The 13,527-nt window shown below is 76.0% G+C and carries 9 protein-coding genes and 1 pseudogene; 4 read left to right on the forward strand and 6 right to left on the reverse strand.

All coding sequences use genetic code 11. The features are described 5' to 3' along the window. Positions 1-15 precede the first annotated feature (15 nt). Both DEF28_RS02785 and DEF28_RS29160 read right to left on the reverse strand, forming a co-directional pair. Complete coding sequence (locus tag DEF28_RS02785) at positions 16-2,211, reverse strand: alpha-galactosidase (RefSeq protein WP_114399070.1); 2,196 nt, start codon at positions 2,209-2,211, stop codon at positions 16-18. Between the two features lie 325 nt (positions 2,212-2,536). Beyond that, positions 2,537-2,801 (reverse strand): annotated as a pseudogene (locus tag DEF28_RS29160) (hypothetical protein); the annotation flags it as partial. A 1,587-nt stretch (positions 2,802-4,388) separates the two neighbouring features. Between DEF28_RS29160 and DEF28_RS02790 the strand changes: the two are divergent. The 4 genes from DEF28_RS02790 (at position 4,389) to DEF28_RS02805 (ending at position 8,447) form a co-directional block, all read left to right on the forward strand. Continuing rightward, entirely contained in the window at positions 4,389-4,613 is a 225-nt protein-coding gene (locus DEF28_RS02790) for a hypothetical protein (protein WP_147280172.1), read from the forward strand. A 74-nt stretch (positions 4,614-4,687) separates the two neighbouring features. After that, entirely contained in the window at positions 4,688-5,602 is a 915-nt protein-coding gene (locus DEF28_RS02795; RefSeq protein WP_114399062.1) for a Rieske 2Fe-2S domain-containing protein, read from the forward strand. A gap of 158 nt (positions 5,603-5,760) precedes the next feature. Next, positions 5,761-7,275: an aldehyde dehydrogenase family protein gene (locus DEF28_RS02800; RefSeq protein WP_220270241.1), complete on the forward strand. Its 1,515-nt coding sequence runs from the start codon at positions 5,761-5,763 to the stop codon at positions 7,273-7,275. A 341-nt stretch (positions 7,276-7,616) separates the two neighbouring features. Continuing rightward, the gene (locus DEF28_RS02805; RefSeq protein WP_114399064.1) at positions 7,617-8,447 is read left to right on the forward strand and encodes an oxygenase MpaB family protein; all 831 of its coding nucleotides are present in this window, start codon (positions 7,617-7,619) and stop codon (positions 8,445-8,447) included. 43 nt (positions 8,448-8,490) lie between these two features. Here the strand turns inward: DEF28_RS02805 and DEF28_RS02810 are convergent, their stop codons facing one another. The 4 genes from DEF28_RS02810 to egtD form a co-directional block, all read right to left on the reverse strand. Continuing rightward, positions 8,491-10,020: an amidase gene (locus DEF28_RS02810; protein WP_114399065.1), complete on the reverse strand. Its 1,530-nt coding sequence runs from the start codon at positions 10,018-10,020 to the stop codon at positions 8,491-8,493. A gap of 260 nt (positions 10,021-10,280) precedes the next feature. Further along, on the reverse strand, positions 10,281-11,756 hold the full coding sequence (locus tag DEF28_RS02815; RefSeq protein ID WP_147280173.1) for an ABC transporter substrate-binding protein: 1,476 nt from the start codon (positions 11,754-11,756) through the stop codon (positions 10,281-10,283). A gap of 181 nt (positions 11,757-11,937) precedes the next feature. Further along, positions 11,938-12,300, reverse strand: a complete 363-nt coding sequence (locus DEF28_RS02820) for a helix-turn-helix domain-containing protein (RefSeq protein ID WP_114399067.1) — start codon at positions 12,298-12,300, stop codon at positions 11,938-11,940. A 172-nt stretch (positions 12,301-12,472) separates the two neighbouring features. Next, on the reverse strand, positions 12,473-13,471 hold the full coding sequence (gene egtD, locus DEF28_RS02825) for an L-histidine N(alpha)-methyltransferase (protein ID WP_114446102.1): 999 nt from the start codon (positions 13,469-13,471) through the stop codon (positions 12,473-12,475). Positions 13,472-13,527: the final 56 nt, after the last annotated feature.

Here is a 13,527-nt window from a genome sequence, read left to right on the forward strand (position 1 = left end):
CCCGCCGGGAGGCCGCTACACCTCCGTGGCGTGCAGCAGCAGCGCGTTATCCGGGTACAGCACCGGCATCTGCAGGCCGGCCCGCTCCAGGGCCGCGCCGCTCAGCACCGCCGCGCCGGCGCGCAGCCAGGCGGGCGGCCGGACGTGGCCGTACCTCGGCTCCCCCGCCTCCAGCCGGGGCCGCACGCGGTAGTCGCGCGCCGGGTCCAGCCCCGGCAGCCGCACCCGCCCGGGGTAGGCCGCCGTCGAGGTCGCCGACCGCGCGTAGCAGTAGACGGCGGCGGAGCCGTCCGGCGCGACCACCCCGTGCAGCCAGGCCCCCGGGTCCGGAAGGTCGGCACGCACCGTCGTTCCGGTGTGCAGCAGCGGGCGCAGCTCCCGGTACAGCGCGGTCCACGCCGTCAGTGTGCGCAGCTCCTCCTCGGTGCAGGCGGTGATGTCCCACTCGATCCCGGCGTGCCCGAACAGGCTCGTGGCGCACCGGAACGCCAGCGGCGCGGCGCGGCCGGTGGTGTGCGCGACCGGCCCGCCGACGTGGCTGCCCACGAGTTCGGGCGGCAGCAGCAGCCCGGTCCACCGCTGGATGGCCTGCCGCTCCAGGGCGTCGTTGGTGTCGGAGGCCCACACCCGGTCGGTGTGCGCCAGGATCCCGAGGTCGACCCGCCCGCCACCGGAGGCGCAGGACTCGATCTCCAGCGCGGGGTGGCGCCGCCGCAGTTCGGCCAGCAGCCGGTAGAGCGCGGCCGTCTGCCGGTGCACGCCGGCGCCGCCGGTGGGCCCGTGCACGGCCTCCAGCAGGTCCCGGTTGTGGTCCCATTTGAGATAGTCCAGCCGGTACTCGCCGACCAGGGCGTCGAGCCGGCCCAGCAGGTGCTCGGCGACCTCGGGCCGCGCCAGGTCCAGGACGAGCTGGTGCCGCCACTCGCGCGGGGCGCGGCCGGGGGCGGCGAGCAGCCAGTCGGGGTGCGCGCGGGCGAGGTCGGAGTCGGGGTTGACCATCTCCGGCTCCACCCACAGCCCGACCTGCATGCCGAGGCCGCGCACATGCCGGAACAGCGGGCGCAGACCGTCGGGCCACACCTCCGGGTCGACCGTCCAGTCCCCCAGCCCGGCGCGGTCGTGCCGGCGGTGGGCGAACCAGCCGTCGTCCAGCACGAACCGCTCGACGCCCACCCGCGCCGCGACGTCGGCGAGGCCGCACAGCCGGTCGAGGTCGTGGTCGAAGTACACGGCCTCCCAGGTGTTGAGCACGACCGGGCGCGGCGTGCGCGGATGCCCGGGGCGGGCGCGCAGCCAGGCGTGCACGCGTGCGGACAGGCCGTCCAGCCCCGAGCCGGACCACGCGAAGCAGACCCACGGCGTGCGGTAGGTCGCGCCGGTCGGCAGCCGGATCTCGCCCGGGCGCACCAGTTCGCCGCCGACCAGGACCGACGCCGCCTGGGCGGCCTCCTCCGGCAGCCGCTCGGCGAGGTGCACGTGGTCGCCGCTCCACGCGACGTGCACGCCCCAGACCTCGCCCGCGCGGAACCCGAACCCGGCGCCGCCCGCCACGAGCAGCAGCGGGGCGTCGTGCCCGGTGCGCCCGCGCCGCGACGCGCGCAGCCGCGTCCCGTAGCCGAACGGCTGGCGCTGCGGCACCCGCTCCCGGCACCAGCGCCCGCTCAGGTCCAGCAGTTCGGTGGCCTCGGGCGGCAGCGGCATGCACGCGTACAGCCCGTCCAGCGTCCAGGGGCCGTCCCCGGTGTTGGTGACGGCGTGCCTCAGGCGCAGCAGCCCGGAGCGCTCCAGCCGCACCTCCAGCTCCACGGCGAGGCCGAGGTCGGGGTCGGCCGCGGCGACGAGCACGCGACCGCCGTCCGCCGCCGCCCCGTGCGCGGGACCGGGCGGGGCACCGCCGCCGTCGAGGGCGGTGACCGTGACCGCGCCGACCCGCCACCGGGGGTAGGCCACCGCGCCGTCGCGGTGCCCGGACAGCCCGGGATGGCCGCGCCACCCCTCGGCCTCGCCGGGCAGCAGCGTGAGCCTCCCCGGGTCGTCCGGCGCGTTGTGCGGCACTGGCGGCCCGCCCGCCTCGACGAGCCCGCGCGCCGCCTCCGCCGTGAGCGGGCCGAGGTCGGCGCCCCAGTGCGCGACGTAGGGCAGGCCGTCCGCCGCGCGGCCGAGGACGAGAGCGGTCCCGGCGGCGCGTAGCACGATCGGCGTCGTAGTCATCCGTGGTCGCTCCCCTGCTGGGTCGAAGGCCGTGACCGCGTCATCGAGGCCGGGGGGCCGGTCTCCCGCCGGAGCGTACCCGGGCAGCGCGGGGCGGCACACCCCGCCGTCCCCGGCGGTCTGCCCGCCGTCCCCGGCGGTCTGCCCGCCGTCCCCGGCGGTCTGCCCGCCGGAGCCGCCCGCGATGAGGAGCCGGGCAGCCGAACGCACCGGAGCTCCCATGGCGGCGTTCGCGCCGTCGCCGTAGCCCCGGCGGCGACGGCGCGAACGCCGCCAGACGGGTTGACCGCCAGGGCGTCCCAGGCGAGTGGTTCCTTTGTGGTGGGTGGTTGTAGGCGATCGGGGACGTGGCCACGGGTGCGCCGGTGTGGTGGTGCCGGATCGCCGCGGCCATGGCCGGGATCCGCTGGCCGACTCCGCCCGTGACGCCATTCGAAGGTCCGCCCGCCGTGGCGCTCCGGGTCGAGCTGGCCTGTGCGGGTGTCGTTGACTGATGCGATCAACTGCCGCACCCCGTTGGGTGCGGTCAGGAGGGTGTGTTCAGGTCTCGCGTCACAGCATGATCTTGGACGCCCTCTCTTCATGCCCGGACACCCACCAGACATCGGAACTACCCGGCTAGGCGTTCGGTGCTGTGCGGGTGATGACGCGGGATGCGCTCGCGCTCGCGGGGCGCGAGGGACTGGCCCAGGGCCCGCCGGGCCCCTGCCCGGGACGCTCAGGGGACGCGGGGGTGCGCCGGGCCGCGTTCGAGGCGGATTCCCGTGCGCCTGTCAGCGTGGCAGCGACGGTCAGCGCCGTGTTGACGCCGTTCCAGCCCGGAGCGCCGCCGCGAACCTGCTCCGGCGCGGCGGACTGCCCGGCGGAGACGCCCACGCGGGCCACCGGTGCGGTTCTACCGTTCGCCCGGATCTCCTGCTCAGCCACCCGGGTGGTCGTTCCGACGCTCTCCGACGCCGCGCACGCGCCCTCGCCGCCCCGTCGCAGCCGCGTTCACTCCTGCGCGGGGACGCGGGCTCGCCCTTGGCCTACTCCTTGTCCCGTCCGCGCCGCAGGAGTACCTCTGCCGAGGGGACGTCACCCCACCGCTGCTCGAAACCGCGCCTGCCGCGCCGCAGCCACCCGCTGCGCGAGGCTGTTTCGTCGGCGGCCGCGACGACCGGCCTGGCCTCCTTGACAGCGGATTCCGGCTGTTCTCCGCGGTTGCGAACTCGGCCCGGGCTTCGTCGCGCGGGGGCGGCCCCTCGCCCGCGCGACGGGCTGCCCGACCACTGCGTCGACGTCGTCCGGCGGCACGGTCCCGCCGTTCGCCCGGACCCCCTGTCCAGCCATCCGGGGCATGGACGCCGGCCCTTGACTTCCCGCCCGGAGTTCGGACGCGGCTCCCTCGTGGAGCTCCTTGCCGGCGACGAGGCCCTCCGGTGCCCGTGGGCATGTTCGCGGCTCCGACGTCCGAACCGACCGCGACACCGCGGCTGGCCCCTGTCGCGGCTGCCCCGTCTGGCCCAGAGCCCGTGCGGCAGAGGGGGCTGCACCCAGCTGCTGGCCGAACTCGCGCGTCGCACCGCAGGCTCCGTAGGCCACGCCGCCGAACCTGTGGGCCGGAGCGGCGACGCGGCGGGGCGCCGCCGCTCGAACCATCCCGCCCTCTCCCGGAGCTCCGCTCGAACTCGCTGGTGGGGAAGAGAGGCCCCGCCCCGTCCGGGAGGACAGGGGAGGTGTGCATCAGCACGCCGTGGTCCCCGGCAGGGCCCTGGCGAAGGGCGCGGCCGAGGCGGGCCACGGCCCGCGCAGCGTCCCGGCACTCACCGGGAGGTGCGCGGGGAGCCCGCCAGTGGGCAGGACGCCCGGCGCGCGGCCGGGGGCCGTGCTGGCGGACACCGGTCCCCCTGCGACCTGTCCCCGGGGCGGATCCGGCCGTGCTCCTATCCGGACGGCCGGCGGGCTTCGCCGCGCCGCTCGCGCGGCTCCGGTCGCCGCCCTCCGCGGTGCCGCCCGGCGCGGCCCGCCTGCCGCGGCGGAACCGCTGGTCCGAAGGGGGCCGCGCCCCTGGCCGAGCGTCTCGGCGCCGATCCGGATTCGGGGAGTCCGCGGTGTTTGGCCAGGTTGCCTCCGGGATAGCAGGGGCCGGGGCGGTCCGCCGCCCTCACCGCCATCCCGACAGGACTGGAGGACGCATGGGACCTCGACCGAACCCGGACCGGCACCGGCCGGGCGGCATGGCGAGCCTGCGGCTCGCCATCGCGACCCCGGGGATCATCACGGTCGCCGGGCTGGGAACGATCGCGCTCGTCACCGGATACGCCGCCTTCGCCGTGGTACTCGGGGTCCTCGCGCTCCTCGGCCTCCTCGACTTCGTCGCGCTGGCGCGGCGGGCCCGGCGGGGACCGCTGTGCGAGTGACGCGGCGGCCGCGGCGGCGAACCGCTCCCGACCCGCCGGATTCAAGCCGCGGCATCGGGGTAGCGAGGCTGCCCATGAGAGTGGCAGAACAGATCCGGCGGATCGAGCGCATGACCAGCCTCGACCGAACCACCGCCCTCCTGCGGCGCGCCGTCGAGGCCCTCCCGCTCGGGCGCTTCCGCGACACGCTGCACGGGATCCCGCTGGGGCACCCGCTGCACCCGGTCCTCGTCCAGCTGCCGATCGGCGCCTGGGTGTCGGCCGCCGTCCTGGACTCCATGCCCGGGTACGAGCGGGCGGCCCACCGGCTCGTCACGGCCGGCATGCTGGCGGCGGCACCCGCGGCGCTGGCCGGCGCGGTGGACTGGTCCCGGCAGCAGCAGCGCCACCGCAGGGTCGGCCTGGTGCACGCGGCCGCCAACACCGCCGCGGTGGGGCTGTACGCCCTGTCGTCGGCGGCGCGCACCCGCGGGCGGCACGGCCTCGGCCGGGCGCTCGGGCTGGCCGGGCTGACCACGGTCGGCGTTGGCGGGCTGCTCGGCGGGCACATCGCGTACTCCCTCGCGGGCGGCGCCAGCCACGCCGACTACCTGCTCGACCGGCTGCCGAGCGAGTGGCACGACATCGGCGCGGTCCACGAGTTCACGGAGGGCGAGCCGGTGCACGGCATGCTCGGCGACACCCCCATCATGGCGGTGCGGACCGGCGAGGACGTGCGGGTGCTCGTGGAGACCTGCGGCCACATGGGCGGCCCGCTGTCGCGCGGCACGGTACGGGACGGCTGCGTCACCTGCCCGTGGCACGGCAGCACCTTCCGCCTCACCGACGGCGCGGTGATGCGCGGACCGGCCACGGCGCCGCAGCCGGTACTCGAGGTGCGGATCCGCGACGGCGTGGTGAGCGTGCGCCGTCCCCGCCCGGTGGCCACGGTGCCGCGGCAGCGCGGCGAGACCGTCCCCGTCGACACCGCGGCGGGCAAGGACGCCTGACCCCGGCCCCGGCCGGCGTGCGGGAAGCGCCGGCGCCCGCCGGGCCGCCGTCCCCGGCCGCACCGCCGTCCGGGCCGCGCCGGGCCGGCGGGCGCCCGCCAATCCGGTACGCCCGTCCCCGTCGCCCCATGACCGCGAACCGCAGGAGGAGAGTCGCCGTGTCAGACCAGGTCCCACCCGCCGACCCGCACCGGGGACCGCGACGCCGGCCGGGAGGTGCGACGGCCGAGGCCGTCCGCCCGGCGGCGGACCCGCTGGCCGCCGTACCCCGGCAGGCGGCCGGCGCCGAGATCGTCATCCGCGACCCGCGGGACGGCACCCTCGTCGGGCACCTGGCGCCCTCCACCGCTGAGGAGGCGGTCCGGGCGATCGAGCGCGCCCGGGCGAACCAGCCCGGGTGGCGGCGCACCCCGGCGGCCCGGCGGGCCGCGGCCCTGCGCGAGGTGGCCGCGCGGCTGCGCCGCAACGCCGAGGACCTGGCCGCGCTGAACGCCCGTGAGACCGGGCGTCCGCTCACCGAGGCGCGGGAGGGGGTGGCCGCCGGGGTGGCCACGCTGGAGCAGTACGCCGAGCTCGGCCCGCTGCACCGCGGGCGCAGCCTCATGGGCGACCCCGCGGCCACCGATGTCATGGTCGCCGAACCGCGCGGGGTGGTGGTCGTGCTCACCCCGTGGAACGACCCCGTGGCGGTGAGCTGCGGCCTGGTCGGCGCGGCCCTGGCCACCGGGAACACGGTGGTGTACAAGGCGAGCGAGCGGTCGCCGTTCACCGGTCGGCTGTTCGCCGAACTCGCGGCGGCGGACCTACCGGAAGGCGTGCTCGCCGCCGTGCACGGCGGCGCGCCCATGGGGGCGGCCCTGGTGGCCGACCCGCGCGTGGACGTCGTGGCGCACGTCGGCAGCACGCGGACCGGCCGCGCCATCCGGGAGGTCGCCGGCCGGACCGGCGCGAAGGCGCTGCTGGAGAACGGCGGCAACGACCCACTCATCGTGGACGCCGGCGTCGACCCGGCCTGGGCGGCGGAGCAGGCCGCGCTGGGCAGCTTCGCCAACAGCGGCCAGATCTGCACGTCGGTGGAGCGGATCTACGTGCACCGCTCGCTCGCGGAACCGTTCCTCGACCTGCTCACCGAGCAGGCGGCGCGGCGCGTTCCGGAGTCGGCGGCCGAGGAGGAGGTCGAGATGGGCCCGCTCGTGGACCGCGCGCACCGCGACCACGTGCACGCGCACGTCCGCGCGGCGGTCGAGGCCGGTGCCCGCTGCCTGGTCGGCGGCGAACTGCCCGAGGGCCCCGGAGCGTACTACCCGGCCACGGTGCTCACCGGCTGCACCCCCGACATGGCGCTGCTGCGGGAGGAGACCTTCGGGCCGGTGGCCCCGGTCCGGATCGTGGACGGCTTCGACCAGGCCCTCCTGGAGGCGGCGGACGACCGCTACGGCCTGGCCGCCACCGTGCTGACCGCCTCGATGGAGCACGCCCAGCGCGCGTTCCGGGAGCTGCCGGTGGGGACGGTCAAGGTCAACGCGGTCTTCGGCGGTGCTCCCGGCGGCGCGGCGCACCCCCGGCGCGGCAGCGGCCAGGGGTACGGGTACGGGCCGGAGCTGCTGGACGAGATGACGGTGACGAAGGTGCTGCACCTGGGACTGCCCCGGCGGGCGGACCCGGCACGCTGACCGGTGCGGTCCGGCGGGGCCGCGGTCACGGGACGCGGGGTCCGGCGGCCGTCTCCGCCCGCCGGCCGGCTCCGTCCGGCGGGCGGCCTGCCGTCCCGCCAGGGCCGCGCCCGCGGCTGCCGCCGTCCGCGCGCGCCCGCCGCGGATGCCGGGGGCGAGCTCGTCCGGCGCCGGGTCGGCCGCGCCGGAGAGGGCGGGGCGGTGGAGGAGAGCCTCCCGCCAGCGGGGAGCGGCGTCGGCCGCCCGCCTGCCGGACGGCCGCCCCCGCTGGTCCGGCCGCGGTGCGCGGGGCGGTGTTCGCCGTGGTCAAAGGGTTGGTCAACAACACCTAGTATCGCGGTATGGACTCCGGACTGTTCCACGATTCCGGGGCGATCCGCCGGATAGCTCGGGAGGGGGCCGTCCTCGGAGGTGCCGGATACGCCGTGCTGATGCAGGTGGCCCATCCCGCGGTCGCCCGCGGCGTCCACCGGCACAGCGACTTCGCCCGGCGGCCGCTCGGCCGGCTGCGGGGGACGCTCGGCTACGTCTACGCGGTCATCTTCGGCACCCGGGAGGAGGCCGGGCGGGTCAGCCGGCGGGTCCGCGCCGCGCACCGCCATGTGGTCGGGGACGGCTACGACGCCGGCGATCCCGAGCTCCAGCTGTGGGTCGCCGCCACCCTCTACCACGCGGCCGTCACCGTCTACCAGCGCGCGGTCGGCCCCCTGGAGCCCGCGGACCTCGACGAGGCGTACCGGCAGTACGCCGTACTCGGCACCTCCCTGGGCCTGCCCCAGGAGCTGTGGCCGGCCACGCGGGCGGACTTCGCGGCCTACTGGGAGGCGGAGGTGGCCGCGCTGCGGGTCGGCGACGAGGCGCGCGGCATCGCCGAGCAGCTGTTCCGGCCCCGGCAGGTCGCGCTCCGGCCGGCCACCGCGCTGCAGCGGTTCCTGACCGCCGGTCTGCTGCCGCCGAAGGTCCGCGCGCAGTACGGGCTGGCGTGGGGACCGGTGCGGGAACTGGCGCTGCGGGCGCTGTTCGCGGCGCTGCGCCTGGCGTGGCCGCTGCTCCCGGCGGCGCTGCGGGAGTTCCCGATGCGCCGGAGCCTGCGGCTGCTGCGCGACCGGTCGTGGCTCCGCCGGCGGCGCCACGACGGCGGGCGCCGGGTGGCCGTGGGCGCGCGCGGCTGAGCGCGCGTGGCCGGGCGCGGTGACCGGCCCGGCCACAAGGGGGTCAGTCCCGGGGCGCGGCCGGGAAGCCTCCGGCCTGGCGTTCGACGGCCGCGGCGACCCGCAGGCAGAGCGCGTCGTCCCACCGCGGCCCGACGATCTGCAGGCCGACCGGCAGCCCGCCGGCCTGGTCGGCGGGCACGCTCGTGGCCGGGTGCCCGGTGACGTTGAACGGCGCGGTGTTGGGCACCATCTCCAGGGCGCGGGCGATGTAGTCCGCGCGCGAGACGTCGGGGCCGGGGATCTCGGTGGCGCGGATCGGCGTGGTCGGCAGCACCAGGACGTCCACGTCGGCCAGGGCCGCGTCGTAGGCGGCGGTGAGCTCGCCGACGAGGTTGCGAGCCATCGCGTAGTGCCCGCCGTGGTAGGTGTCGAGCGTGTAGCGGCCGGTCAGCGCGACGTACTTGACCGTTTCGGAGAGGTCGCCGCCGTGGACGGTCCGGCGGGCGCCGTAGTGGGCGATCAGCTCCGGGTCGTAGAGGCCGGACCAGTTGAGGCCGTAGCCGTTGCCGTCGATCATCTGGGCGGTGGCGCCCTCGGTGGCGATCACGTTCCACAGGTGCAGGGCGTCGGCGTGCCACGGGACGCTGGCCTCCACGACCTCGGCCCCCATGCCGGTGAGCCGGGCGGCGGTCCGCCGGACGGAGGCGTCCACCTCGGGGTCGCTGAGGCCGGGGATGCCGAACCCCTCCGTGAGCAGGCCGATCCGCAGCCCGTCGACCCCCTCGTCGACGGCGGCGAGGTAGTCCTGCGCGGTGTGCCCGCTCTGCCGGGGGTCCTGGCCGTCGGGGCCCGCGATGATGCCGAGCAGCAGCGCGGCGTCGCGCACGGTGCGCGTCATGGGGCCGAGGTGGTCGACCGTGGCCTCGATCGGGAACGCGCCGGTGTAGGGCACCAGCCCGTGGGTCGGCTTGTGGCCCACCACCCCGGAGAAGGAGGCCGGCATCCGGACCGATCCGCCCTGGTCCCCGCCGATGGCCAGGTCGACCTCCCCGGCGGCCAGCAGCGCGGCGTTGCCGCTGGAGGACCCCCCGGTGGTGCGGGTGGTGTCCCACGGGTTGCGGACCGGCCCGGTGGCGGCGGTGTGGCTCCCGCCGGAGAAGCACAGGTCCTCGCAGACGGTCTTGCCGGCGATGGTCGCGCCGGCCGCGAGCAGCCGGGAGACCACGGTGGCGTCGCGGAGCGGCACGTGGCCCTCGACGGTCACGGAGCCGTTCATCATGGGGACGCCGGCGACCGAGACGTTGTCCTTGACCACGACCCGCCGCCCGGCGAGCGGTCCGGAGTCGGCCTCGGTGATGTCGGTGGTGACGTACCAGGCGCCGAGGGGGTTGTCGTCCGGTTTGACGTGGGCGAAGTCGCGCACGGGGGCGGTGGGCCGGGAGCGCGCGTACAGTTCGGCCACTCGGTCGTAGGAGCCGATGGCGGCACCGCAGATCTCGGCGAACGAGTCGAGGTCGGCCTCGGAGAGGTCCAGTCCGTAGCGGCGGGCGATTGCGGAGAGCTGTTCGGAGGTCGGAGGGACGACCGTCACTGATGACTCCTAGCGCGTCGTGGGGGGAGAGGCGGGAATTCGTTGCTCCCTTTGCCGTTCGCAGCGACTTTAGTGAATCATCGGGAAAGCGGTGATTCGGGGCGCATCACACTCCCCCTCCCTCGACCGACAATTGCGCGTTTTGCCGCTTTTCCACCGAATTTCGGCGCAAAGGAAAATCGAAGCCGCATTCGGAACGTGTCGGCACGCAGCCCGGAACCACCCCATCGGGCCCGGTGGAGCGCTCCCACAGTGCTGCGTCACGACCACCGGAGCCGCGCCGAGTCGCGCTCCCGCGAGGGCTCGACCTCCGCCACCAGGGAGAAGCCGCCGTTCCCCGCCTCGGCGACCATGAGCGGCTGGCGGTAGGCGTTGGGGCCGCTGATCGCCACCGTCCCCCGCGGACCGTCGAAGGACCGCCCGCGCAGCTCCCGGGCGATGGTCAGGGGCTCGTCGTCGCCGGCCGCGCGCGCCGCGCCGGTGTAGAGGTGCAGGGCCTCGTAGACCGACTCCGTGATGCTGGACGGCGGCGGCGCCCAGCGGCCGAACTCCCGGTAGTAGGAGTCGACCAGCGCGCGGTTGGCGGCGTTGTCCAGGTTCTCGAAGTAGCCGAAGACGCTCCACAGCCCGCTGCTCGCGGCGTCGCCGATCGCCGACCGGGTGAACTCGTCCAGCGCGAGGGCCAGGGTGCGGCACTGCGCGCGCAGCCCCATGGCGTGGCACTGCTGCTCGAACGCCACCTCGTCGGCGCCGACGAAGGTGGACAGCACCAGGTCCGCGCCCGAGGCCGCGATGTCGTCGATCAGCGACGAGAAGTCGTCGGTGCCCAGCGCGCGGTAGGTCTCCCCCACCACGGCGCCGCCGTGCCGGGCGATCACCCGGCGGGCCCAGACGTTGCTGTCCCGCGGCCAGGAGTAGTCGTTGCCGGCCAGGTACCAGTGCCGCCCGCCGGTCGCGCCCATCAGTCTGCGGACCGCGGCGTCGAGCTGGCCCTCCGGGCGCTCCCCCAGGCGGAACACCAGGTCGTGGGCGGGGCCGCCCTCGTTGACCGGCGTGTAGATGACCAGCACGCCGGCCCGCCGCGCCACGGCGCTGATGGCGTTGAAGCTCTGCGAGGTGACGTTGGTGATGATGGCCCGGCAGCCGGCCCGGATCAGCCGGCGGGTCTCGGCGGCGGCCGTGCGGGGGTCGGTGGCGTCGTCGCCCACCAGAACGCGCATCTCGCGGCCGTTGACGCCGCCGTCGGCGTTGACCTGCTCCGCGCCGAGCAGCGCCAGGTTCTCGGTGGCGGCGGCGAACACGCTCGCGGGCCCGGACTTGCTGCACAGCAGCCCGACAGGGTGCGCCCCCTCGGGCACCGACCCGGTGGCCGGTATACCGCGCCGCCGCATGAGCCACGGCAGCGCCTCGGAGCCGATCTCCGCGGTCACCCGCACCCGCGTGCCGCCCGACTCCCGGGGGTCGAACCGCATCCGCAGCCGTCCGCGCCAGGGCAGGTGGTGGGTGATGTCGATGCGCCGCCCCGCGGCGAGCCCGCTGATGCGGCCGACGATGTCGGCGGGCCGGCCGCCGCCGGACTCCAGCGGCACCCGCAGCGTGACCATGGCCCCCACCGCGACCTCGGCGCAGTGCGCGTCGAAGAGCCAGCCGGCCCCCGAGCCGCTGCCGAACATGCCGTACACCTGGTGGGGGGGAAGCTCGACGACGCGTTCCGCGGTGAGGGTCAACTGTCCCATGTCGCTCCCTGGGGTCGCTCTCCTCGGTACTCGCTCCCGGCTCGGCGCGCGGGTACCGCCGGCCCCGGCACCGCCCCGGCGGCGACCGCCGCGGCCGGCCGGCGGCCGTCACGGGAAGCGCCGCCACCCGGGCGGGCGGCCCCGCGGACACCGCCCGCCGCGGCCGTCGCGGCCGGGCGCCCTAGGCCGTGCGGCCCTCCCTGCCACCGCGGCCGAGCTGGCGGACCTCGCCGTCCGCGACACGCCGCGTGACGTGATCAAGATCACCAAGCGAGGTGTGCAGAAGCTCCGTCAGGAAGGATACGACCTGCCGTGCGGGTCCCTCGTAGGAAATCGCGAACCGCGCTGTCCCGTCGTCATCGCGGCAGGACACCAGCCCGTGCTCCCGCAGCAGGTGGAGACGGGTGTAGAGGGCACCGGTGCCATGAGCGCCGATTTCCGCGGCGATTCCGTCGAACGACGTCTCGCCGTTCCTGTCCAGGACCGCGAGGATTTTTTGGCATACCGGATCGGTGAGAACGGCGAAATCGTCGTGAGAATCCATATGTGCCCTCCGGAGACCCCACAGTAGCCCAGGTGGTGATCACCCCGGACAGGGTCGCGACGGGCGCCGTTCCCTCCCCCGCGGTGACCGGCGGCGGCCGGCCACCGCGACCTGCGCCTACCGGCGCGCCCGCACCCCGTACCGCCGTGGTCGACGGTGCGCGTAATATCGGTTACCCAGGGCGATCCTGCCGTCCGGGCGGTGCCGAGACCGGGCCGGCGACGACGAGCGCGAAGTCGGCGGCCGGATCCGTCCACCACCGCAGGACCGCGAACCCCGCCTCCGCGAGCTCCGCCCGGGCTCCGTCCGGCCGGAACTTCGCCGACACCTCCGTGCGCATCTCCTCGCCGGCGGCGAACTCCACGGCGAGGTCCAGGCCCGCCACCCGCACCCGCTGCGGGCGTTCGGCGCGCAGCCGCATCTCGATCCACTCCGCCTCGGCGTTCCAGTGGGCGACGTGCTGGTACGCCTCGGGCACGAAGTCCCCGTCCAGCTCGCGGTTGATGACGTGCAGCACGTTGCGGTCGAACTCGGCGGTGACCCCCTGGGCGTCGTCGTAGGCGGCCAGCAGGCGGTCGGTCTCCTTGACCAGGTCCAGGCCGAGCAGCAGGGTGTCCCCGGGCGCCATGGTGCTGCGCAGGTCGGTCAGGAACGACCGGCGCTGCCCCGGCGTCTGGTTGCCGATGGTGGAACCGAGCATCGCCACCATGCGCCGTCCCCCGGTCGGCAGCAGGTGCAGGTGGCGCTCGAAGTCGGCCACCACCGCCTGGACGGCCAGGCCGGGATGGTCGGCGGCGATCTGCCCGGCGGCGGCCTCCAGGAAGCCGCCGCTGACGTCGACCGGGACGAACCGGCGCAGCGTTCCGGCGGCGCGCAGCGCGTCCAGCAGCAGCCGGGTCTTCTCCCCGGAGCCGGAGCCGAGCTCCACCAGGGTGTCGGCCCGGGTGGTGGCGGCGATCTCCACTGCGCGGGCCCGCAGGATGGCGCGTTCGGCCCGGGTCGGGTAGTACTCGGGCAGCTCGGTGATCTGCTCGAACAGCGCGCTGCCGCGCTCGTCGTAGAACCACTTGGGCGGGAGCGACTTCGGACTGGCTATCAGCCCGTCGTAGACGTCCCGGCGCAGTGCCTTCGCGAGGTCGTCGGCGGTGAGATGGCGGTCGACGCGCAGCATGGTGCCCCCCTTGGTCTGCTGCCTCGGTCTGCGTGATGTGCGCGGCGGCGCGCGGC

Source organism: Marinitenerispora sediminis (assembly GCF_003336425.1).
In the GTDB taxonomy this organism is placed as follows: Bacteria; Actinomycetota; Actinomycetes; order Streptosporangiales; family Streptosporangiaceae; genus Marinitenerispora; species Marinitenerispora sediminis.